The 22,207-nt window shown below is 70.6% G+C and carries 23 protein-coding genes and 2 pseudogenes; 17 read left to right on the top strand and 8 right to left on the bottom strand.

Going from position 1 to position 22,207, the window contains the following annotated elements; genetic code table 11:
• The 4 genes and pseudogenes from FNH08_RS18185 to FNH08_RS52015 form a co-directional block, all read left to right on the top strand.
• Window positions 1–293: ABC transporter permease (locus tag FNH08_RS18185; protein ID WP_194238521.1), on the top strand; the 293-nt coding region annotated here is incomplete at its 5' end.
• 8 nt (window positions 294–301) lie between these two features.
• Window positions 302–1,213 (top strand): ATP-binding cassette domain-containing protein, encoded by a 912-nt coding sequence (locus tag FNH08_RS18180; protein WP_152772539.1) that lies wholly within the window; start codon window positions 302–304, stop codon window positions 1,211–1,213.
• A gap of 1 nt (window position 1,214) precedes the next feature.
• Window positions 1,215–2,008 (top strand): annotated as a pseudogene (locus FNH08_RS18175) (sugar phosphate isomerase/epimerase family protein).
• 15 nt (window positions 2,009–2,023) lie between these two features.
• Window positions 2,024–2,140: pseudogene (locus FNH08_RS52015) on the top strand (inositol 2-dehydrogenase); the annotation flags it as partial.
• A 15-nt stretch (window positions 2,141–2,155) separates the two neighbouring features.
• Here the strand turns inward: FNH08_RS52015 and FNH08_RS18165 are convergent.
• Window positions 2,156–3,289, bottom strand: coding sequence for an acyltransferase family protein (locus tag FNH08_RS18165; RefSeq protein ID WP_152772538.1), 1,134 nt, complete (start codon window positions 3,287–3,289; stop codon window positions 2,156–2,158).
• Between the two features lie 51 nt (window positions 3,290–3,340).
• The gene (locus tag FNH08_RS18160; protein WP_152772537.1) at window positions 3,341–3,832 is read right to left on the bottom strand and encodes a nucleoside deaminase; all 492 of its coding nucleotides are present in this window, start codon (window positions 3,830–3,832) and stop codon (window positions 3,341–3,343) included.
• A gap of 206 nt (window positions 3,833–4,038) precedes the next feature.
• On the opposite strand from FNH08_RS18160, the gene FNH08_RS18155 reads away from it, so the two are divergent.
• The 3 genes from FNH08_RS18155 (at window position 4,039) to FNH08_RS18145 (ending at window position 8,301) form a co-directional block, all read left to right on the top strand.
• Entirely contained in the window at window positions 4,039–6,417 is a 2,379-nt protein-coding gene (locus FNH08_RS18155) for a glycoside hydrolase family 65 protein (RefSeq protein ID WP_152772545.1), read from the top strand.
• A 74-nt stretch (window positions 6,418–6,491) separates the two neighbouring features.
• Window positions 6,492–7,283, top strand: a complete 792-nt coding sequence (locus FNH08_RS18150) for a GNAT family N-acetyltransferase (protein ID WP_152772536.1) — start codon at window positions 6,492–6,494, stop codon at window positions 7,281–7,283.
• Between the two features lie 70 nt (window positions 7,284–7,353).
• Window positions 7,354–8,301: an NAD-dependent epimerase/dehydratase family protein gene (locus FNH08_RS18145; protein ID WP_152772535.1), complete on the top strand. Its 948-nt coding sequence runs from the start codon at window positions 7,354–7,356 to the stop codon at window positions 8,299–8,301.
• A 6-nt stretch (window positions 8,302–8,307) separates the two neighbouring features.
• Here the strand turns inward: FNH08_RS18145 and FNH08_RS18140 are convergent, their stop codons facing one another.
• The 4 genes from FNH08_RS18140 to FNH08_RS18125 form a co-directional block, all read right to left on the bottom strand.
• The gene (locus FNH08_RS18140) at window positions 8,308–8,571 is read right to left on the bottom strand and encodes a GlsB/YeaQ/YmgE family stress response membrane protein (RefSeq protein WP_152772534.1); all 264 of its coding nucleotides are present in this window, start codon (window positions 8,569–8,571) and stop codon (window positions 8,308–8,310) included.
• 72 nt (window positions 8,572–8,643) lie between these two features.
• Window positions 8,644–9,198: a GNAT family N-acetyltransferase gene (locus FNH08_RS18135; RefSeq protein WP_152772533.1), complete on the bottom strand. Its 555-nt coding sequence runs from the start codon at window positions 9,196–9,198 to the stop codon at window positions 8,644–8,646.
• Between the two features lie 77 nt (window positions 9,199–9,275).
• Window positions 9,276–10,475, bottom strand: a complete 1,200-nt coding sequence (locus FNH08_RS18130) for an aminoglycoside phosphotransferase family protein (protein WP_322724763.1) — start codon at window positions 10,473–10,475, stop codon at window positions 9,276–9,278.
• A gap of 135 nt (window positions 10,476–10,610) precedes the next feature.
• Window positions 10,611–11,063: an SPW repeat protein gene (locus FNH08_RS18125; protein ID WP_152772532.1), complete on the bottom strand. Its 453-nt coding sequence runs from the start codon at window positions 11,061–11,063 to the stop codon at window positions 10,611–10,613.
• Between the two features lie 131 nt (window positions 11,064–11,194).
• On the opposite strand from FNH08_RS18125, the gene FNH08_RS18120 reads away from it, so the two are divergent.
• Together FNH08_RS18120 and FNH08_RS18115 are read left to right on the top strand one after the other, a co-directional pair.
• Window positions 11,195–11,584 (top strand): VOC family protein, encoded by a 390-nt coding sequence (locus tag FNH08_RS18120; RefSeq protein ID WP_322724762.1) that lies wholly within the window; start codon window positions 11,195–11,197, stop codon window positions 11,582–11,584.
• Window positions 11,585–11,624: 40 nt separating this feature from the next.
• Complete coding sequence (locus FNH08_RS18115) at window positions 11,625–12,041, top strand: hydrolase (protein WP_228034200.1); 417 nt, start codon at window positions 11,625–11,627, stop codon at window positions 12,039–12,041.
• Here the strand turns inward: FNH08_RS18115 and FNH08_RS18110 are convergent.
• The gene (locus tag FNH08_RS18110; RefSeq protein WP_322724761.1) at window positions 12,019–12,993 is read right to left on the bottom strand and encodes a LysR family transcriptional regulator; all 975 of its coding nucleotides are present in this window, start codon (window positions 12,991–12,993) and stop codon (window positions 12,019–12,021) included. The two genes, FNH08_RS18115 and FNH08_RS18110, sit on opposite strands and share 23 nt — an antisense overlap.
• Before the next feature lie 137 nt (window positions 12,994–13,130).
• Between FNH08_RS18110 and FNH08_RS53990 the strand changes: the two genes are divergently transcribed.
• The 5 genes from FNH08_RS53990 to FNH08_RS18085 all read left to right on the top strand — a co-directional run bounded on the left by FNH08_RS53990 (window position 13,131) and on the right by FNH08_RS18085 (window position 17,497).
• Complete coding sequence (locus FNH08_RS53990) at window positions 13,131–13,214, top strand: putative leader peptide (RefSeq protein WP_356947393.1); 84 nt, start codon at window positions 13,131–13,133, stop codon at window positions 13,212–13,214.
• A 115-nt stretch (window positions 13,215–13,329) separates the two neighbouring features.
• On the top strand, window positions 13,330–14,451 hold the full coding sequence (sfnG, locus tag FNH08_RS18100) for a dimethylsulfone monooxygenase SfnG (RefSeq protein ID WP_152772529.1): 1,122 nt from the start codon (window positions 13,330–13,332) through the stop codon (window positions 14,449–14,451).
• A 102-nt stretch (window positions 14,452–14,553) separates the two neighbouring features.
• The gene (ssuE, locus tag FNH08_RS18095) at window positions 14,554–15,108 is read left to right on the top strand and encodes an NADPH-dependent FMN reductase (protein WP_152772528.1); all 555 of its coding nucleotides are present in this window, start codon (window positions 14,554–14,556) and stop codon (window positions 15,106–15,108) included.
• Window positions 15,109–15,112: 4 nt separating this feature from the next.
• On the top strand, window positions 15,113–16,297 hold the full coding sequence (locus FNH08_RS18090; protein ID WP_322724760.1) for an SfnB family sulfur acquisition oxidoreductase: 1,185 nt from the start codon (window positions 15,113–15,115) through the stop codon (window positions 16,295–16,297).
• A 57-nt stretch (window positions 16,298–16,354) separates the two neighbouring features.
• A complete protein-coding gene (locus tag FNH08_RS18085; protein WP_322724759.1) occupies window positions 16,355–17,497 on the top strand; it encodes an LLM class flavin-dependent oxidoreductase in 1,143 nt (380 codons plus the stop codon).
• 31 nt (window positions 17,498–17,528) lie between these two features.
• On the opposite strand, the gene FNH08_RS18080 is transcribed toward FNH08_RS18085, so the two are convergent.
• The gene (locus FNH08_RS18080) at window positions 17,529–18,587 is read right to left on the bottom strand and encodes an acyl-CoA dehydrogenase family protein (protein WP_152772527.1); all 1,059 of its coding nucleotides are present in this window, start codon (window positions 18,585–18,587) and stop codon (window positions 17,529–17,531) included.
• 271 nt (window positions 18,588–18,858) lie between these two features.
• Here FNH08_RS18080 and FNH08_RS18075 point away from each other — a divergent pair, with 271 nt between their 5' ends.
• The 3 genes from FNH08_RS18075 to FNH08_RS18065 all read left to right on the top strand — a co-directional run bounded on the left by FNH08_RS18075 (window position 18,859) and on the right by FNH08_RS18065 (window position 22,158).
• A complete protein-coding gene (locus FNH08_RS18075; RefSeq protein WP_322724758.1) occupies window positions 18,859–19,743 on the top strand; it encodes a glycoside hydrolase family 19 protein in 885 nt (294 codons plus the stop codon).
• Between the two features lie 66 nt (window positions 19,744–19,809).
• Window positions 19,810–21,177 carry a PI-PLC domain-containing protein gene (locus FNH08_RS18070; RefSeq protein ID WP_152772526.1) on the top strand — a complete coding sequence of 456 codons (1,368 nt, stop codon included), beginning with the start codon at window positions 19,810–19,812 and terminating at the stop codon, window positions 21,175–21,177.
• A gap of 75 nt (window positions 21,178–21,252) precedes the next feature.
• The gene (locus FNH08_RS18065) at window positions 21,253–22,158 is read left to right on the top strand and encodes an oxidoreductase (RefSeq protein ID WP_152772525.1); all 906 of its coding nucleotides are present in this window, start codon (window positions 21,253–21,255) and stop codon (window positions 22,156–22,158) included.
• Window positions 22,159–22,207: the final 49 nt, after the last annotated feature.

Here is a 22,207-nt window from a genome sequence, read left to right as displayed (position 1 = left end):
CCTGGTTCGTCGGCATGCACCAGCTGTTCTCCTTCTCCACCGTGCAGTCGGGTGAGGGTGTGGGGCAGGAGTTGATCTACATCGCGGCGGCGGTGATCGGTGGCTGTCTGCTGACCGGTGGCTACGGTTCCGCGATCGGCCCGGTCTTCGGCGCGTTCATGTTCGGCATGGTCAACCAGGGCATCGTCTACGCGGGCTGGAACCCGGACTGGTTCAAGGCGTTCCTCGGCGTGATGCTGCTCGGCGCCACATTGATCAATCTGTGGGTCCGCCGCACGGCGACCCGGAGGTGAGGTAACCCATGGCTACCAACGAATCCGGGACCGCGGGTGCTGTCCTGAAGGACGCTCCGGCCAAGGACAGCGCCCCCATCGTCGAGCTGCGTGGTGCGGGCAAGGCGTATGGCAACATCCGGGCCCTGCACGGTGTGGACCTGAAGGTGTTCCCGCAGAACGTGACGTGTGTGCTGGGGGACAACGGCGCCGGCAAGTCCACCCTCATCAAGATCATCTCGGGGTTGCACCAGCACACCGAGGGCGAGTTCCTCGTGGACGGCGAGGGCGTGCACTTCTCCACCCCGCGCCAGGCCCTGGACCGCGGTATCGCCACCGTCTACCAGGACCTGGCCACGGTGCCGCTGATGCCGGTGTGGCGCAACTTCTTCCTCGGCTCGGAGATGACCCGCGGCCCCTGGCCGGTCCGCCGTCTCGACATCGAGAGGATGAAGAAGACCGCCGACGAGGAACTGCGCAACATGGGCATCGTCCTCGACGACCTGGAGCAGCCCATCGGCACCCTCTCCGGCGGCCAGCGCCAGTGCGTGGCCATCGCCCGCGCCGTCTACTTCGGCGCCCGGGTGCTGATCCTGGACGAGCCGACCGCCGCGCTGGGGGTGAAGCAGTCGGGGGTGGTGCTGAAGTACATCGCCGCCGCCCGCGACCGCGGCCTGGGTGTCATCTTCATCACCCACAACCCGCACCACGCCTACATGGTCGGCGACCACTTCAGCGTGCTGCGGCTGGGCACGATGGAACTGTCCGCCTCCCGCGAGCAGGTCAGCCTCGAAGAGCTGACCAACCACATGGCCGGAGGAGCCGAACTCGCCGCGCTCAAGCATGAGTTGGCCCAGGTCAGCGGAGTGGACGTCGAGGAACTCCCCGAGGAGAAGGACCTCACCGCCCCCGTCGCGGCCACTCCGGAAGGAAAGTCCTGACCTGACCTCTGTCCTGGACCGCATCCGGGTCGGCTCGGCCCCGGACTCCTGGGGCGTCTGGTTTCCCGACGACCCGCGGCAGGTGCCCTGGGAGCGGTTCCTGGACGAGGTCGCCGAGGCCGGCTACTCCTGGATCGAACTCGGACCGTACGGCTACCTGCCGACCGACCCGGCCCGGCTCACCGACGAGGTCACCCAGCGCGACCTCAAGGTGTCGGCGGGCACGGTCTTCACCTCGCTGCACGGCGGCCGTCCACCTGGGAGCACGTCGGCCAGGTCGCCGCGCTCACCCAGGCCATGGGCGCAGGGCACCTGGTGGTCATCCCGTCGTTCTGGCGGGACGACAAGACGGCCGAGATCATCGAGCCGGCCGAGCTGACCACCGAGCAGTGGGGCCACCTCAGCAAGGGCATGGAGCGGCTCGGGCGCGAGGTCAGGGAGACGTACGGCCTCGACATCGTGGTGCACCCGCACGCAGACACGCACATCGACACGGAGGAGCACGTCGAGAGGTTCCTCGACTCGACGGACTACCTGCACCTCAAGCAGGTGGACCCCGGGATCCTCGCCGACGTGGTCAAGAACGGGGTTCCCTTCGGCCCCGCCGTCCAGCGCGGTGTGATGTGCGAACCGCCGGCGGGTGTACCGGAGTTGGAGCCGGTGCTGGCCGCGGCCCAGGGGCTGGGTGTGGAGCTGTTCGCGATCGTCGAGCAGGACATGTACCCCTGCGAGGCGGACAAGCCGCTCCCCATCGCCGTCCGCACCCGCGAGTTCCTCCGCTCCTGCGGCGCCTGACCCGCTCGAAGCAACCTCTTCGAGACCGACGGTGGCGCGATCGTCGACGTCGAGATCAACGTCAACTGCGGCTTCGGCTACCAGGTGAAGGCCGAGGCGGTCTGCGAGCGCGGCACCGTCCGCATCGGCGAGCGCCCCAGGAGGCCGTCAGCGCGGCTGCGCGGTCTCCTGGGGCACGGCCTTGTCCGGACCCCGGGGCGCACGCGTGCCGTGGGAACGGAACGCCCACTCCATCCGCGGCTCGACCACGCACCGGAACACCGCCCGCACCGGGGGCGAGCACAGCAGCGTGATCCCGCCGACCGCCATCGCCGTCACCGCGAGCTCACCGAGCGGGGTGTGCAGCCACGCGGGGGCGTACCAGTCCCAGAAGCGGGACGACTTGATGACGAAGCCGTGCAGCAGGTAGCCGTACATCGTCCCCGCACCCAGTGCCGTGAACCACGTCCGCCGCTTCGGCACCCACGCCAGGAAGCACGCCGTCAGCAGCAGCGCCAGGCAGAACAACGCCGGCGTGGTGACCAGCCCCACCCAGCGCGACACGCCCTGCCCCGTGACGGCGCCCCGGTGGTAGAACCAGGCCGCGTCGAACCAGGGCGCCACCCAGTACGCCGCCACCAGCGCGCCCACACCCGCGGGCAGCGCGCACAACCGGACCCGCCGGGTGCGCAGCCACTCGAAGTGCTCGGCCCGCAGCGTCAGCCCCAGCACGAAGAACGGCAGGAACTGCAGGGTCCGCTGGATCGAGACGTCACCGCCGAGGTCCGGTGACACCGAGGCCAGCGCGGCGAGACCGAGCGCGACCGGCACCGGATACCGCAGCGCCAGCCAGATGGGAGTGGTGATCCGCCAGATGAACAGCGCCAGCAGGAACCACATCACGTACCAGGGATCCAGCAGACTCAGCGGATACGCCCAGTCGTCCTGCGCCCAGCGGTAGAAGAGCGTGTACGCCGTCTCGAAGACGACATACGGCAGGACGACCCCCGTCAGCAGCCGCCGCAGCCGTCCCGGAGCCATGTCGAAGCTCCGCGAGAAGTAGCCGGAGACCAGCGCGAACGCGGGCATGTGGAAGGCGTAGACGGTCAGGTACAGGGCCGTGGCCGCCCGGCTGCCGTAGGTCAGCGGCTCCCAGGCGTGCCCGCACGCCACCAGCACGATCGTCAGGTACTTCGCGTTGTCGAAGTACGGGTCCCGGGACGTCGGGCTGCGGGCGGGCGGCGCCCCTCGGACAGGGGGCGCCGTCAGGGTCGGGGGGTGCTGCGCCACGTGTGCGGACAACCTCCGTATCTCGGGGGACGGACCCCGACCGCCTGCCCCGTCCCGCGGGGCTCACTCCTGTCCGTCACCTCTCCGGTGGAACCGGCGGTGCAGGGCACGCACCTCCTCGGCCAGCTCCGGCACCGGACCCTCGACGGCCACACCGGGAGCGATCTCGGAGACCGGAAGGGTCCGCACCGGCGGCGCGGGCACCCCCAACTCAGCCAGCCAGGAGCCAAGTTGCTCGGACGAGGCGACATACACGATACGTCCGAGGCCCACCCACGCGTGGGCGGCCGCGCACATCGGACAGTGCTCGCCCGACGTGTACACGGTCGCCGCCGCCCGCTCCCCGGGAGTGAGGTGCGCCGCCGACCAGCGGGCCAGCTCGAACTCCGGGTGACGGGTGCGGTCACCGGAGGCCACCCGGTTGTGGTCCTCGCCCAGCACGGTCCCGTCGGCGGCGACGAGCACCGAGCCGAACGGCTCGTCACCCGCCTCCAGAGCCTCGGTCGCCAGCTCCACGCACCGCCGTAAGTACCGAAGCTCGGAGTCGTCCACCATGTCCGTACCCACCCTTCCCAAGACGCCGTCCACGCGGTGCGGACAGCTCCGGACCACACCGCGATCTTCGTGACGCAGCCTACGTGCGCCGCCTCCTCCTCGGCGTGGGCCCGTCCCGCACCACGGTCACCCGTGGTGAACTGCTGATCACGGCGTGGTCCCGCTGGGTCGCGCCGGTGCGGAGCCACGGTGGCGGAGGGCCAGGAATGCGCGACTGGATCTGGGAGTACGAGGGCTACGACCCGGCGCAGGAGCGACTGCGCGAGTCACTGTGCACCCTCGGCAACGGCTACTTCGCGACCCGCGGAGCCGCCCCCGAGTGCACCGCCGACGACGTGCACTACCCGGGCACGTACGCGGCGGGCTGCTACAACCGGCTCACCTCACAGGTCGGGGGGCGTCGCGTCGAGAACGAGGACATGGTCAACCTGCCCAACTGGCTGCCGCTGCGCTTCCGCGCCGCCTCGGGCGACTGGCTCTCCCCGGACACCGGCAAGGTCCTCGACCACCGCCTGAGCCTGGACCTCCGCGAGGGCACCCTGGAGCGCATCGTGCGGTACGAGGACACCACCGGACGGTGCTTCGCCGTGCGGCAGCTCCGCCTGCTCCACATGGGCGACCCCCATCTCGCCCTCCTGCGCACCGAGTTGACCCCCCAGGGATGGTCCGGGGAGGTCGAGGTGGAGTCCGGGCTCGACGGCACGGTCACCAACAGCGGGGTGGAGCGGTACCGTGCGCTGACCTCCCGCCACCTCACACACGTCCACACCGGCACCTCGGCGCACGGCACGGTCTGGCTGCGCTGCCGCACCAGGACCTCCGACATCCGCGTCGGCCTCGCCGCACGGACCACGGTGGACGCCCCGGCCGAGGCCGGCAGCGTCAAGGAGAACGGGCGGATCGCCCGCGCGTTCAGGATCGCCGTGACCGACGGCCGCACGGTGACCGTCGACAAGACCATCGCCCTGCACACCTCCCGCGACCCGGCGATCAGCGATCCGCTGTACGCCGCCGTCGACCGGGTACGGCGTGCCCCCGACGTCGACGCCCTGCTGGCCTCCCACCGCACGGCCTGGCAGCAGCTGTGGCGCAACGCCGACGCGGACGTGCCCGGCACGGCCGGCGAGGTGCTGCGCCTGCACCTCTTCCACGTGCTCCAGACACTCTCCCCGCACACCGCCGAACTCGACGTGGGCGTGCCCGCCCGGGGCCTGCACGGCGAGGCGTACCGCGGGCACGTCTTCTGGGACGAGCTGTTCGTGCTGCCGTTCCTGAACCTGCACTTCCCCGAGGTGTCGCGGGCTCTGCTGACCTACCGCCACCGGCGTCTGGAGCGGGCCTGCTTCACCGCCGCCGACGCAGGGCACCGCGGCGCGATGTACCCCTGGCAGAGCGGCAGCGACGGCCGCGAGGAAACCCAGTGGCTGCACCTCAACCCGCGCTCGGGACGCTGGCTGCCGGACCACACCCGGCTCCAGCACCACGTGGGCTCGGCGGTCGCGTACAACGTGTGGCGGTACTGCGAGGCGACCGGTGACATGGAGTTCCTGCACACCAAGGGCGCCGAGATGATGATCCAGATCGCCCGCTTCTGGGCCGACGCCGCCGCGTACGACGAGACGCTGGGCCGCTACCGGATCCGCGGCGTCGTCGGACCCGACGAGTACCACGAGGCATACCCGGGCGCGGCCGGTCCGGGCCTCAACGACAACGCGTACACCAACGTCACGGCCGCCTGGGTCCTCGCCCGGGCCCTCGACGTTGCGCGCACACTGCCCGTGACACGCCACCGCGACCTGTTCGAACGAATCGGCCTGGACCGCGCCGAACTCGACGCCTGGGAGGACGTCTCCCGCAAGCTGTACGTCCCCTTCCACGCCGGTGTCATCAGCCAGTTCGCCGGCTACGGCGACCTCGCGGAGCTCGACTGGGAGGCGTACCGAAGGCGCTACGGCGACATCCGGCGCCTGGACCGCATCCTGGAGGCCGAGGACGACTCGGTCAACCACTACCAGGCGTCCAAGCAGGCCGACGTCCTGATGCTCGGCTACCTCTTCCCGCCCACCGAACTCAAGGCCCTGTTCGAGCGGTTGGGGCACGACCTGGACGACGAGACCTGGCGGCGTACGGTCGACCACTACATGGCCCGCACCAGCCACGGCTCCACCCTCAGCAGCCTGGTCCACGGCTGGGTACTGGCGAGGGCCCGGCGCGCCCGGGCCTGGGCGTTCGTCCAGGAGGCGCTGGCCGGGGACATCGCCGACCTGCAGAACGGGACCACCGGCGAGGGCATCCACCTGGGCGCCATGGCAGGCACCCTCGACCTCGTCCAGCGGGGTCTGACCGGCCTGGAGGCCCGCGACGGCAAGCTCTGCTTCGATCCCGTACCGCTGCCGGAGCTGTCCGAGTACGGTTTCTCGATCCGCTACCGCGGCCACTGGGGCGTACGGCTGCACCTGCAACAGGGGCGGCTGCACATCACCGTGCCCGACTCCGACGAGCCCCCGATCACCGTGGCCGTCGCCGGCGGCCGCACCGTGTCGGTAGCCCCTGGGGAGTCCTGCGCGCTCACCCTGCCCGGCTGAAGTGGCCTGGTGGTTCGCGTGAGATGCGAGACAATTCCATTGCCTGGCGGGGCCGCGGGTGATGGAGTGGGCATATGCGTCACGCTGGAGTATTGGCCCTCTTCGACCGGGACATGCGGGAAGGGGCGCGCCCCGACGCGCCCGGTGCGCGGATCGAGCGCGCGGACGGGGTGGTGCGGCAGATCGGTGCCGAGCACGGCTGGAGCGGGGTGCTCTGGTCGGACCTGGACGAGACGACCGCCGACGAGGCGATCGCCGCGCAGATGCGGTTCTTCGCCGGGCTCGGCCGCGAGTTCGAATGGAAGCTGTACGGCCACGATCTCCCCGTCGACCTGGGCAAACGACTCCGCGCGGCCGGGTTCACACCCGAGCCCGAGGAGACCTTGATGATCGCCGAGTTCGGGCAGCTGAGCCTCGACGCCGAGGTGCCGGAGGGCGTACGGCTCCTCCCGGTGACCGACGAGGCGGGCATCGACATGGTGGCGGACGTCCACGCGCGGGCCTTCGGCCGGGACAGCTCCCGTATGCGCAAGCAACTGCTCGCCCAGCTCGCCGCCGACCCCGACACCGTCGTCGCGGTCGTGGCCCTCGCCGGGGACCGCCCGATCAGCGCCGCGCGCATGGAGATGCTGCCCGGCACCCGCTTCGCCGGCCTGTGGGGCGGCGGCACCGTGGAGGGCTGGCGCGGCCGCGGTATCTACCGCGCCCTCGTGGCCCACCGTGCCCGCGTCGCCGCCGAGCACGGCTACCGCTACCTCCAGGTGGACGCCACCAGCCAGAGCCGTCCCATCCTGGAGCGCCTGGGCTTCGAACCGCTGACCACGACGACGCCGTACGTGTCGCCGGCGGTGCCCGTGGGGGCGTGAGGGTCGCCCACGGATGTAACACATCCCGCCCCAGTGTCACATCCTGGCGGCCAGGATCCGTCGCAGGGTCATGACGACAAACACGAACCAGGACCGGCACCAGCAGCGGCACGAGAACCAGAGCATCCTCCTGGCGGGCGCGAGCGGAGTCCTCGGCACGCATGTCACCCGAGCCCTCACCGAGGCGGGCCACAAGGTCACCGGGCTCGGCCGCGGCCCTGCGAACGGCATCCGGGCCGATCTGCTGGACCGCGAGGCGCTGCTGCGCGCCGTCGACGGCCACAGCTTCGACGTGGTCGTCCACGCAGCCACTTCCCTGAGCAGGCCCCCGCTGCGCCACCGCGACATGCACGCCACCGACGCCCTGCGCACCGAGGGCACCGCCCACCTGATCGAGGCCGCCCGGGCCACAGGCGCCCGGCGGTTCGTCGCCGAGTCGATGGTTTTCGGGTACGGATACGGCGATCACGGCGAGCACGTCCTCACCGAGGAGGACACCTTCGGCCCGCCCGGCCGTACCGCCGAGCTGGAGCGGCACCTCGCGGGTATGCGCGTCAAGGAACAACTGACCTTCGCGGCAGCGGGGTTGGACGGGGTCGCGCTGCGCTTCGGAGCCTTCTACGGCCCCGGCGGCACCGACGCCCTGCTGCCGCTCCTGCGCGGCCGCAAGCTCCCCGTGCCGCGCGACCACGGGCGGGTCCTGCCATGGGTCGAGCTCACCGACGCGGCCCGCGCGGTCGTCGCGGCCGTCGAGCGCGGGCGCCCCGGCCGGGCGTACAACATCGCGGACGACACACCGCTCGGCTTCGGCGGCCACGTCCGCGCCGTGGCCGAGCGGTTCGGTCTCCCGCAGCCGATGACCGTGCCGTTGTGGCTCATGAAGCCGATGTCGTACGCCCATGCGGTGATGTCCAGCACGCTGCGGGTCTCCACGGCGGCGGCACGGCGCGAGTTGGACTGGACGCCGTCCTTTCCGTCCACGCGTGACGGGCTCGCCGCCATGGCGGCGCGGACCTAGGGGGCCTCAGCGTCGTGCGCGCGTCCGGTCGAGCGCCGAGACACCCAGTGCCGCCAGCCCGATCTGGATGAGCCACTCGATCCAGTCGGGTCCGTCGGTGTCGGCGACGCCGAACGCGGCGGCGAGCGCGGACCCGATGAGAGCGGCGACGATGCCGACGAGGATCGTCAGCAGGATGCCGATGCGCTGACGTCCGGGGACGACGAGCCGTCCCAGTACGCCGATGATGATGCCGATGACTATGGCACTGATGATGCCGGAGATCTCCATCTCCACCCCATTTCGTCGGGATACCCCGCACCATGGGTGTTCCCACAGGACGCGGGAGCAGTCCGATCCACTTCACCCATGGCGGTGGCACCACGTCCGCAGGGTGACATCGCGGTCCTTGTGCCGGCGTACAACCAGTTCGTCGTCGGTCAGTTCGAAGCCGGTCGACTTGGCGACGGCCTCGCTCGCCGTGTTCTCCTCCTCGATGCACAGGACCACGCGACGCGGGCGCAGATGCCGGGTGGCGTACTCGGTGACGAGGCGGACCGCCTTGGCGGCCAGGCCCCGGCCGCGGTGGGCGGGTCCGACGCCGTAGGCGAGTTCGGTGTCCCGGGGGTCGGTGGCGCTGCGGAACAACAGGACCTCTCCCAGAGGGAGTTCGCCGTCCGTGGTGATGGCCAGGTGGACGCCCCGTCCTTCGGTCCGTTTCTGGTCGGCGGCCGCGAGGTACGCCTGGGCCGCGTCCGCGCCGAAGGGGGAGGGTACGGGCGTCCAACGGGCCATCTCGGGATCGTCGTACAGCGCGACGAGGGCCGGTGCGTCGTCGTCACGCCACTCGCGCAGACGCAGGCCGAGGCCGTGCAGCCGGAGGGGTGACTGGAGGGGCAGGGGTTCCTGGGCGTCCATGAGGTGATCCTGTCGCGGGTCCGGGTGGGCGGCCAAGGGCGCCCGGCGGGCACGTACGGGGCGCCCTGTCAGGGCACCTACACGCTCGCGTTCCCCGCACGCCGTACCGCCTCACGGATCACCGCCGCCGGATCACCCTCGTGGTACGGCCGCTCGGACGGCTCGATCCCGTCCAGGAACTCCTGGTAGCGGACGGCGTAGGCGAGCTGCGCCAGTGGTTCGGCGAGCGCGAGGGCGCGGGCCGGGTCACTGGCGGGGGCGTGGGCCTTCCAGGCGTCCACCCAGGCGCGCGCCGCCGCGGAGCGCGCCGGCTCGGGGAGGAAGTCCTGCAGTCGCAGGCCGTCCAGGACGGGGTTGCCCCAGTAGGCGTCGGCGAAGTCCACGACGACGGGCGGGCCGTCATGGGCGCGCCAGTTGCCCGGGTGGAAGTCACCGTGGACGACCGTATCCGGCAGACCGCACTTGGCGAGCAGGTGCCAGTGGTCCGTCAACTCCCGTGCCGCGGACCGCTCTTCGGCGGTGATGTCCAGGGGGACGGTGCCGTCGAGCAGGTCCCGGACGCGGGTGACCAGCAGTTCGTCACGGCCGTCCCGCAGCCCTGCGGGACGGTGGGACGCCAACTCCGCCTGCGCCGCGACAAAACGGCGGACGCCGGCCTGTGCCGTCTCGGGGGAGGCTCCCCAGCAGTCCTCTCCTGGAATGTGATCGAGGAGGACACGGCGTTCGCCGACACCCAGGACGGTCGGCACCAGTCCGGGCGCGACCTGCGCGAACGCGCCGATCACGGAGGCCTCGTCGGCGGCGAAGTGCGGTGTCGCCTTCAGCCAGACCGGCCCCTGGCCGGTGGGCAGACGGAAGAGCCCCGCCAGGTTCCAGGTCCTTCGCTGCTCGACCGGGCCGGTCACCGGGCGTCCCGCCGCGGCGAGGGTGCGGGACGCCCAGTCGATCAGCTCCTGCAGTCCGTCGGCCCGCGCCCACGCCGAGCGGAACGGCTCGTGCCCGTTCAACAGCCCCTGGGGGAGCGGACGTTGTTCGAGCGTGCCCGGAGCGGGGTGCGCCCACGCCTCCACGTGGTACGTCACATGGCCGTCGCGCCCGCCCTCGCCCCCCTCCACGGTCAGGAGCCGCAGGACGGCCACGGGCACCCCGAGCACGTCCTCCAACCGGCCCACGACCGGTTCGACCTCGGCCCACCACGGGATGTCCACGGAAAAGGGACCGGCCACGCCGAGGATTTCCTCACCCGACGTCACGCACGCGCTGAAGGTTCGGCTCACGGCGTCAGTCTGGTCGTCGTGGTGACCTGGGGCGACTGAATTATGCCGAGAAGGTCGCGACGCGCTCACCCGGGGAAGGGTGACGGCCGGTCCGCCAAGGCGGGCCGGCCGTCGGTACCCTCGCGGGCGTTCCTGTCACATCGCAGGAGTCGCGCTCCTTGATGTGGACCTTGCCGCCGTGGCCGCGCACAGCAGCCCGAGTACCACGGCCAGGCAGCCGATGATGACGTTGTTGACGATGACGCCGGCGTCCGGATCCGTGCCGACGATCCACGGCGAGACGATCATCCAGACCCCGATGGCGGACGTGGCCCAGCTCAGGCCGTACATCCTCTCGGGTGCGACGGTGAAGCCGAGGGCCAGCAGGCCGATGGCGATGCCAATGATCAGGTTGTGCGGGACCAGAGCGGGCTGGTTGGCCGTGAAGTGCAGTATCCACGGGGATACGGCGCAGTACAGACCGAGCAGGAACACCGGTCCGTCCACGAGCGCCACATCGCGACCACCGAGCATGCGGGCGTACCTCTCCCGCATTTCGGTCACGTCGGGATGGCTGGTTATGTCACCCCTGGGTGAGACGTTGGCCATTACTCGTCTCCTTCGTTCTCAGCAGGCCTGACCGCGAGGTGTACGGTAAGCGCCGCGTGTCTTCATTCTGCTCTTGTTTCTTCCTTATGTGTAGTGGTGGGACGGTAGGGGCTGGTACGGGAGGTCTTGGCGTGACCAGTAAGTTCACCGAGCTTGCGATCGACTGTGCCGATCCCGACGGTCTCGCCAGGTTCTGGTGCTCGGTCCTGGGCTACGAGGTGCAGGAGGAAGGCGACGGAATCGTCACCATTGGCTCCCCTGCGGTGCCTGAGGGCAAGAGCCGTCTCGGCCCAGTGCCGCCGACGATGACCTTCGCGCGCGTCCCCGAGGGCAAGACCGTCAAGAACAGGCTCCACATCGACGTCAACCCCACCGACAGCGAGCAGGACGAAGAGGTCCGCCGCCTGCTCGACCTGGGTGCCCGACACGCCGACGTCGGCCAGACGGGCGAGGAGAGCTGGGTGACGCTTGCCGACCCGGAGGGGAACGAGTTCTGCGTCCTCGCGGGCCGCCATCCCTGAGCGGAGGCCGCACGCCCAAATGAAAGGAGCCCCTCCGAAGATGCTTCTGGCGGCCATTCCCGATGCCTGGTGGTCGACCCCGTACGTCGGCGCCCGCTTCCCCGGTTCGCGGTCCGTCAAGGCGCATCCCGGCCTCGCCGAGGGCGCCAACTGCCAGTTCTTCGCGTACGAGGTGCTCCGGCTGCACGGGATCGACATGCCCGCCTGGCGGTCGAGCGAGCTGTGGCACGACACCGGGCGCACCACCCGCGTGTCCGCGCCCGAACCCCTGGACCTGGTCCTCTTCAACGCCGGCGAGGACGCCTGGGGCGCCCATGTCGGCGTGGTCGTGGACGAAGGGCGGGTGCTCCATCTCAGCGCCGAGATGGGGCGCCCGGCGGTGTGGAGCATGGCCGAGTTCGCCGCGCGCGACCGCTACCGGACCCTCATCGGCTTCAAGCGGGCGAGCCGCGGGTGACTCGGTGCGGTGCCGTGCCGGGCGCGTGGGCGGGGCCCGTCAGTTTTCCGCCGAGTTCCCGGGCCCGCCGGACGAACGCCTCATGGAGGTCGTGGGCGGCACGGGGCACGGAGTCCGAGCGGCGGCGCTGGAGCATGAGCAGGACTCTGGTCGTGTCGTCCGTCAGGGGGCGGTGGGTGATCGCACCCCGTCGTTCCAGCGGGTCGCCGATCACGCTGAAATCGGGCAGCACCGTGACGCCCAGCCCCTCGGCGACCATGAGCTTGCCCATCTCGGCGCCGTCGGTCGAGTACGAGAACGACGGGGCGTGGCCCTCCAGCAGCCGGTGGACGTAACGGTGCATGACGTAACCGGAGCGCATCGCGATCAACGCCTCGTCCCCGTCCAGGAGGTCGGCGACCGACACGACGGCGCGGGAGGCGAGCGGACTGTCCGGGCGCAGGCACAACACCGGGCGGCCGCACAGCAGTTGGGCGGACTCGAAGTCGGCGGGCACGTCGTCGCCGTCCAGCTGGTTCACCAGGCCGAGATCGAACCCGCCTTCGGTCAGGGCCCGGTGGATCTCCGACTGCTGGGCGCCCACCACCTCCACCTGCGTCAGCGGATGCGCCGCGCGGAACTCCTGTACGGCCGGGATGAGCAGCGGCACCGTCGCCGCGTTCACCGTACCGACGCGCACCATCCGGCTGATGCGGTGCTGTTCGCCCGCCGCCCCGCGCAACCGGTCGACCGCGTCGAGCACGTTGATGATGTGAGGCAGCAACTCGCGGCCCTCGGCACTCATCCTGGCACCCGAGCGTTTGCGCTCCAGCAGGTCGACGCCCAGCTCGCGCTCCAGGTTCCGCACCGTCTCGCTCAACGCGGGCTGCGAGACGTGGAGTTCCTCGGCCGCGCGCCGCAGTGAACCGAGACGCGTGACCGCAGCGATGTATTCCAGCTGCTCTATTCGCACCCCCGCAGAATGCGAGGGTCCCGCGCGCCCGTTCAAGGGTTTCCCTGTCACACGTTCGTGAAAATCGGTGGTCCGCGATACGAGACCGGTCGGGTTTTCCTTGACCTTCCGGACCGGTGGCTGCCACGATCGAGCACATGACGATGCGACTGGACCTCACGCGGCGACGCCATGTCGACCTCGCGCGCGTCTCCAGCGCCTCCTGTTGCCCTGCGGCCTGAGTCACCAGCACCCCCGATTCCGCCGCGTCGATCCACCGCCTGAACTCCCGAATTCGTGGGCCATTCACGCCCGCGCAATTCGGCGTTCCCGCATCACCGCAACAGGAGTTTTCCCATGCCCACCGACCCCTTGAAATTCGCCTACTGGGTGCCCAACGTCAGCGGAGGACTGGTCACCAGCAGGATCGAGCAGCGCACCGACTGGGGCTACGACTACAACCGCGAACTCGCCGTCCTCGCCGAGAACAACGGCTTCGACTACGCCCTCAGCCAGGTCCGCTACATGGCGAGCTACGGCGCCGAGTACCAGCACGAGTCGACCAGCTTCAGCCTCGCCCTGCTGCTCGCCACCCAGCGGCTGAAGGTCATCGCCGCCGTCCACCCCGGACTGTGGCACCCGGGCGTCCTCGCCAAACTCGGCGCCACCGCCGACCACCTGTCCCACGGCCGCTTCGCGGTCAACGTCGTCAGCGGCTGGTTCAAGGGCGAGTTCACCGCCCTCGGCGAGCCGTGGCTGGAGCACGACGAACGCTACCGCCGCTCCGAGGAGTTCATCCGCGCCCTGCGCCAGATCTGGACCGAGGACCACACCGAACTCGCCGGTGACTTCTACCGGTTGCGCGACTTCTCCCTCAAGCCCAAGCCGCTGAACACGCCCGAGCGCCCGCACCCGGAGATCTTCCAGGGCGGCAACTCCACCGCCGCCCGCGCCATGGCGGGCCGCGTCTCCGACTGGTACTTCTCCAACGGCAAGGACTTCGACGGCGTCACCGAGCAGATCGCCGACGTCCGCGCCTCCGCCGCCCAAGCGGGCCGTACACCACCGAAGTTCGGCCTCAACGGCTTCCTCATCGCCCGCGACACCGAGGCCGAGGCCCGCGAGACACTCCGCGAGATCGTCGCCCAGGCCGACCGGGAGGCCGTCGAGGGCTTCGGTGCCGCCGTCAAGCAGGCCGGCCAGTCCGCCGCGGACGGCAAGGGCATGTGGCAGGACTCGAGCTTCGAGGACCTCGTCCAGTACAACGACGGCTTCCGCACGGGGCTGATCGGTACCCCCGAGCAGATCGCCGAGCGGATCGTCGCCTACAAGAAGCTCGGCGTCGACCTCTTCCTCCTCGGCTTCCTGCACTACCACGAAGAGGTCGAGTACTTCGGCCGCCGTGTGCTGCCCCTGGTCCGTGAACTGGAGGCGGGACTCCGGGACTCCGAGACCGAGTCCGTCGCCGTCCACGCCTGACCGCGCCCGCCGCCCGGCGGCCCCGCGTACGCCCCGGGCCACCCACACTCCGCTCGCGCACCTTCTGAGCAGAGGTTCGCGCACGTCACGAAATGAGGGCCCATGGCCACCGTCCTGTCCGTCTCCGGCAGTCCCTCCGTCTCCTCCCGCACCGCGAAGCTGCTCCGCCACCTCGACACCCGGCTGATCGCCCAGGGCCACGACGTGATCCCGCTCGACGTCCGCACGATCCCCGCCGAGGCATTGCTGGGGGCCGACTTCAGGCATCCCGCCATCGTCGAGGCCACGGAGCTCTTCGAGCGCGTCGACGGCGTCGTCATCGCCACCCCCGTCTACAAGGCCTCCTACTCCGGAGTCCTCAAGGCGCTCCTCGACCTGCTCCCGCAGTACGCCCTCACCGGCAAGACCGTTCTGCCGCTGGCCACGGGCGGCACCACCGCGCATGTGCTGGCCATCGACTACGCGCTCCGGCCGGTTCTGAACTCCATGGGGGCCGCCCACATAGTCCAGGGCTGGTTCACCCTCGACAAGGACATCGCCACGGGCGAGGACGGCTCCCTCACCGTCGCCCCGGCCGCGACCGAGGCGCTCACGCAGGTCGTCGACCAGTTCTCCGCCGCGCTGGGCCGTGCCCCGATCCTGGCGGCGGCGAGCTGACACCGTGACAGCCAAAGTCATCGCCGACGACGCCGAGGCCCTGGCCGTCGCGGCCGCACTGGCCGAGGAGTTCCGCGTCGGCGCTCCCGAGCGGGACGCCGAACGACGCCTGCCCCGGGCCGAGTTGGACCGGCTGTCGGCCTCCGGACTGCCGGCGGTCACCGTGCCCGCCGCGTACGGGGGAGCGGACGTACGGCAGGAGACGCTGGCCGAGATCTTCCGGCTGCTGGCCTCGGCCGACGCCAGCCTCGCCCAGATCCCGCAGAGCCACTTCGTGTACGTCAACGTGATACACCGTCAAGGCACGCCCGAGCAGCGGGAGTTCTTCTTCGGCGAGGTACTCGCCGGGCGGCGCTTCGGCAACGCCCAGTCCGAGGCGGGCACCCGGCATGTCCAGGACATCCGCACCCGTCTGGAGCAGCAGGCCGACGGGTCGTACGCCCTGACCGGCGTCAAGCAGTACGCCACGGGCGCGCTCTTCGCCGACTGGATCCCGGTCCTGGCCCGCACCGAGGACGACAACCTGCATGTCGCGTACGTCCCGAGGGAGGCGGAGGGCCTCACGGTCGTCGACGACTGGGACGGGATGGGCCAGCGCACCACGGCCAGCGGAACGGTACGACTGGACGCCGTCCACGTCCCCGCCGACCGGGTCCTGCCGCACCACCTCACCTTCCAGGGGCCCCAACTCCACGGTGCTGTCGCCCAGTTGCTGCACGCGGCGATCGACGCCGGGATCGCCGGGGGTGCCCTGGCGGAGGCCGCCGAATTCGTGCGGACGAAGAGCCGCCCCTGGTTCGAGAGCGGCTTCGAGAAGGCCACCGAGGACCCGCTGCTCATCCAGCGCTTCGGTGAACTCGCCCTCCAGGTACGGGCCACTGAGGCGCTGCTCGGCGCCGCGGGCCGTGCGGTCGACGCAGCACGGGCCGACCTGACCGACGACTCGGCGGCCGAGGCGTCGATCGCGGTGGCCGCGGCGAAGGCGCACGCGGCGGCCACCGCCGTGGAGGTGGCGGACGCTCTCTTCGAGGTGTCCGGCACTCGCTCCGCTCTCAACTCCCTGAATCTGCACCGGCACTGGCGCGACGCCCGCACCCACACGCTCCACGACCCGGCCCGCTGGAAGATCCAGCACATCGGCCGTTACGTGCTGAGCGGCACCAAGCCACCCCGGCACGGCCTGCTCTGAGACCCCGGCGTCGACAGTCCTGTTCGAGCCCCCACAACCACCCGATCGGAGACCCCGGTGACCCTCACCTTCCACTGGTTCCTGCCCACCAACGGCGACAGCCGCCACGTCGTCGGCGGCGGCCACGGCACCCCGGCCACCGCCTCCGGCCGGGACCGGCCGCCGTCGGTCGCGTATCTGAGCCAGATCGGCCGCGCCGCCGAGGATCTCGGCTTCGTCGGCGCGCTCACCCCCACCGGTGCCTGGTGCGAGGACGCGTGGCTGACCACCGCGATGGTCAGCCAGAACACCGAGCGGCTGAAGTTCCTGGTCGCGTTCCGGCCCGGTTTCGTCTCGCCGACGCTCGCCGCGCAGATGGCCTCCACCTTCCAGCGGCAGTCCGGCGGACGGCTCCTGCTCAACGTGGTCACGGGCGGCGAGAGCCACGAGCAGCGCGCCTACGGGGACTTCCTCGACAAGGACGACCGCTACCGCCGCACCGGCGAGTTCCTGCAGATCGTCCGGGGGCTGTGGGAGGGCAAGACCGTCGATCTGGCCGGTGAGCACCTCCAGGTCGAGGACGCCACGCTGGCCCGCCTGCCGGACCCCGTCCCCGAGGTGTACTTCGGCGGCTCCTCACCCCTCGCGGGCGAGGTCGCCGCCCGGCACGTCGACGTCTACCTCACCTGGGGCGAGCCGCCCGCCAAGGTCGCCGAGAAGATCGCCTGGATGCGGGGGCTGGCCGCCAAGGAGGGCCGTACCCTCCGCTTCGGTATCCGACTGCACGTCATCACCCGTGACACCTCCGAGCAGGCGTGGGCCGAGGCGAACAGGCTCCTCGACGGCTTCGACCCGGACACCGTGAAGTCCGTCCAGGCCGGACTCGCCCGCAGCGAGTCCGAGGGCCAGCAGCGCATGCTCGCCCTGCACCGCGGCAGCAGGGACAGTCTGGAGATCCACCCGAACCTCTGGGCCGGCATCGGCCTGGTCCGCGGTGGCGCGGGTACCGCCCTGGTCGGCAGCCACGACGAGGTCGCCGAGCGCATCAAGGAGTACCACGCCCTCGGCATCGACGAGTTCGTGCTCTCCGGCTACCCGCACCTGGAGGAGGCGTACTGGTTCGGCGAGGGCGTCCTGCCCCGACTGGCCGCCCAGGGCCTGTGGCAGCACCCGTACGCGACGCCGACGACCCCTGCGGCGCAGGTGCCGTTCGCGAGCTGAACGGTCCCAGGGGCCGGTGGTGGCGGGCTCGTCACTGTGCCGTCGTCCGCAGGGCTTCGAGATGCAACCGGCGCACCTCCGCGGTCTGCCCCTGGACCAGCAGGAACATCGCCTCGCGCGCCAGACGCTGGGCACGGCTGTCCAGGACCATGGAGCGCCCGCCCCCCGCGACGACCGCCGCCGTGGTGGCCGCGCGCATCAGGTCGTACGCCTGGATCCTGAGCGTCAGCCGCTCCTCGACGCCCTCGTGCGGTACGGGGTGGTCGGCGAGTGCGTAGGCCCGTCGCCGGACGGTGTCGAGGCGGTCGCGGAGGGAACGCGCGGTGTCCTTCGCGTCCGGCCCGCCGTCCTCCAGCAGCCCCAGCGCCGCGTACGCCACCCCGAAGGCGGCCGGGGAGGCGTTGGCGTTCCTCGGCCGGTCGACCTGGGCGAACTCCTGCCAAGGGGTGCGCCGCACCAGGGCTTCCTCCGGCAGCCACAGGCCGTCCAGTTCCAGGGAGACCGTGCGGGCGGCGGTGAGTGCCGCGAGCCGCATCGGTGGCGAGGGGCGCATCCCCTTCTGCTCACGGGCCTCGGCGGCGGCGAACACCACCTCCTCGGTGTCGCTCACCCCCGCCAGCATCATCACGTCGTTCAGGCCCCATCCCGTGTACCAGGGCACGGTGCCGTCGAAGCGCCAGCCCCCGCGCTCCGGGGTCACGCGCACTGGGACACGCGGGAAGGCGCGGACATGGGCGTAGGCGACCCCGGAGAGCAACTCCCCGGTGGCCAGCGGGCGCAACAGCCGCTCGCGGACCGGGAACGGGGAGTCGGCCAGCAGTTTCACGGGTGTGTGGTGCTGCTGCTGCACGAACCACGTAGAGCAGCACGCCCCCGCCAGGATCTCGACGATCTCCCGGGCCACCGCGGCGGGCGCGCCCGCCCCGCCGTACTCCACCGGAGCGCCCACGCCCAGCAGACCCGACCGCTTCACGGCCTCGATGTGGCTCTCGGGCACGCCCTCCTGGTCGACCCGCTCGGCGTGCGGCGCGAGGAGATCGTCCGCGAGATGGCGGGCGCGGCTGACGAGGGGGTGGGGCGCGGTGGTCATACGGAGGATTCTCCCGGTGCCGCGGCGCGGGGTGCCGATCCGGGGGGCGTGTCGTCCTGTGGAGGAGTGAGGCTCGACTCGTCGAGGGGCGAGGCCGATTGACTGGTCTACACCCTTGACTGGTACAGACCAAAGCGGTTGAGTGTGCCACCACAACCCCCCACCACGGCCGCCCCCACGCCGTGACCGGCCCGCCGGCACGTGTGCACGAGGCCCTGCTCGAGCCTGCCCTCGGACGGGTGCGGCCGTGTTCCGCAAAGGAGTTGATCCCGTGTCGAGACGCCGCATCTCCGCGGTCCCGACCGCGCTCGTAGTCGGAACCGCCGCTCCCGTCCTGCTGCCCGCCCAGAGCGCGTCCGCCGCACCGTGCTCCAGCTATCCGAGCTGGGTGGCCGGCAGGTCGTACGTCACCGGGGACATCGTCCGCTACACCGACGGCAAGGCGTACATAGCCGAGCACGACAACCCGGGGTACGACCCCACGATCAGCACCTGGTACTGGGAGCCGTACGCGTGCGACGGCGGGCAGAACCCCTCCGGCTTCGTCGTCAGCGAGGCCCAGTTCAACCAGATGTTCCCGAGCCGGAACTCCTTCTATACGTACAGCGGCCTGCGGGCGGCCATGAGCGCCTACCCGGCCTTCGCCAACACCGGCAGCGACACCGTGAAGAAGCAGGAGGCGGCGGCCTTCCTCGCCAACGTCAGCCATGAGACGGGCGGCTTGGTGCACATCGTGGAGCAGGACACCTCCAACTACCCGACCTACTGCGACTGGAGTCGGCCGTACGGCTGCCCGGCCGGTCAGTCCGCCTACTACGGGCGCGGCCCCATCCAGCTCAGCTGGAACTTCAATTACAAGGCCGCGGGCGACGCGCTCGGCATCGACCTGCTGAACAACCCGTGGCTGGTGCAGAACGACGCGGCCGTCGCCTGGAAGACCGCCCTCTGGTACTGGAGCACGCAGACCGGGCCCGGCACGATGACCGGCCACAACGCGATGGTGAACGGCGCGGGCTTCGGCCAGACGATCCGCAGCATCAACGGCTCGATGGAGTGCGACGGCAGGAACCCCGCGCAGGTGCAGAGCCGGGTGAACAACTACCAGCGGTTCGTAGGGATCCTCGGGACTTCACCGGGTGGCAACCTCTATTGCTGACGGCGCACGGTGCCATGATGTCATGCACCTGATCGTCGACCGGCCGACCCGATGAAGGGCACCGAGATGCCAACCCCCCGCACCGCCCTGCTCACCACGACCGCCGCGCTCGCCGCGGCGGTCGTCGCCCCCGCGCCCACCGCTTCCGCCGCGGTTCCGGCCGCCGGCGCCTACTACGTGCAGAGCGCCACCACCGGACTCAACGCCGCCGACAACGGGGGAGCGGTGGAGCAGCACAGACCCAAGGGCAACGAGGACCGCCAGCAGTGGACGCTCAGGGCGAGCGGATCCTCGTACGTCCTGGAGAGCACCGACACGGCGGGCAGCTGCCTCGGCCGCTCCGGAGACCAGGCACGCACCGTCGCCTGTACGAGCACCGACGCGGCGTGGGACGCCACGGAGGTCGGTGCCGACCAATACCGGCTGAAGGTCCCCGGCGCCGAGCGCTACCTCACCGTCGGCGCCAAGGCGTCCGGGTCCAACTACCCTACTCAGCTGGCCGTCGGCTCGGCGAGCGGCCTCGCCGCCTGGTACCTCACCCCCGTCACTCCGACGACCAGCCCCATGCCACCCGCGAACCAGCGCACCCTGGACCAGGTCACGTTCCTCACCTCCCACAACGCCTACGCCAACGGCGTCGACGGCGGCTTCGCCCCGCCCTTCGTGAACCTCGCGCCGAACCAGTCCCGCGGCATCAACCAGCAACTCGCCGATGGTGTACGCGGGTTCATGTTCGACGCTCATCAGACCTCGGACGGCGCCATCCTCTGCCACAACAGCTGCACGCTCGTCAGCAACCCGGTCGCCCTGTGGGTCGACATCCAGCGCATCGTGGACTTCCTCAAGCAGAACCCGAACGAGTTCGCCGCTGTGTTCCTGGAGGACTACGTCGACCCGGGCGTTTTGCGCAGCGAACTCGCCCGCGTCAGCGGTCTGTCCGACGTCCTCTACCGGCCCGACCAGACCGGGGTACGGCAGAACGGCTGGCCGAAGATGGCCGACCTCATCGCGGCCAACGACCGGCTGCTCATCTTCACCGACCACAGCCGTTCCGCCGACCAGTCCGCTGGGCTCACCCGGGACACCTTCGGAGTGATGTACCAGCGCGAGTGGACGGTCGAGAACTACTGGTCCATGGGTTCGGGCATCGGCTCCTCCGACTGGTCCTGCTACAGCCGCTGGTACGACGCGAACACCAACATCCCGCTGACCCGCACCGAGTCCGGCTTCCGTCCGCTGTTCGTCATGAACCACTTCCGTGACGTCGCGGTCACCTCCACGGCGACCACGGACAACACCAAACTCGCCGACCGCGCCCAGCGGTTCTGCCAGCCGGGTGCCCGGAAGAAGCCCAACTTCCTGGCGGTGGACCACTACAACCTGGGCAACACGGCGTCGGCGGTGTCGACCTTGAACGCGTACACGTATCCGTAAGACCCGTACATGTAGGCGTACACGTATCCGTAAAACAGGCGAGAAGGCGCCCGTGGCCCGTGCGAGACTCCGACGATGACCTCGGAGACGATCACCGCGCAGGCCGCGGGCACCTGGACACTGGGAGACATCACCGTCAACCGCCTCGGATTCGGGGCCATGCGGCTGACGGGCAGCGCAGCCTTTCACCACGGCACGCCGAGCGACCGTGACCGGTCGATCGCCGTGCTGCGGCAGGCGATCTACCTCGGCGTCAACCACATCGACACGGCCGCCTTCTACTTCTCGTCCCTGCGCTCCGCCAATGAACTGATCAACAGCGCGCTCAATCCCTACCCTGACGACCTGGTCATCGTCACGAAGGTCGGCCCGCACCGTGAGTACTCCGGGGAGTGGGGCACCGCGGCCCGCCCCGACCAACTGCGCGGTCAGGTCGAGGAGAACCTGCGCCAGTTGGGCCGCGACCACCTCGACGTGGTGAACCTGCGGCGCATGCGTCAGGACTCCATCGCCGAGCACTTCGGCGCCCTTGCCGAGCTGCGGGAGGCCGGTCTGATCCGGCATCTGGGTGTCTCCGACGTCGAGCCCCGGCACCTCGCCGAGGCGCAGGCCATCGCTCCGGTGGTGTGCGTGCAGAACAAGTACGGACTCGGCGCCTCCGCCTCCGGGTCCGACGAGGTCCTTCGGCTCTGCGGCGAGCAGGGCATCGCGTTCGTGCCGTTCTTCGCCATCGCCGGTGACGGTGGGTCGCGCGGTCCGAGCGCCTCGGACGACGGCGAGGTTCGCGCGATCGCCCGCGCTCACGACGCGACTGAGGCCCAGGTCCGGCTGGCCTGGACCCTGCATCAGGGACCGCACGTCCTCGCCATCCCCGGCACGGGCAACCCGGACCACCTCGTGCAGAACGTGGCCGCGGGGGCGCTCCGGCTCACGGACGAGGAGGTGGCGCGGCTGGACGGGCTGCGACACAGGGCCGATTGAGCGCGTCGGCTGCCGCCTCGGGCACGAGGATTCTCGCCCCCGCCGCCCC

It is taken from the genome of Streptomyces spongiae, from assembly GCF_009377185.1.
Lineage (GTDB): Bacteria > Actinomycetota > Actinomycetes > Streptomycetales > Streptomycetaceae > Streptomyces > Streptomyces spongiae.
The sequence above is the reverse complement of the archived record's forward strand: the minus strand, read 5'-3'. Positions and strand labels throughout refer to the sequence as shown.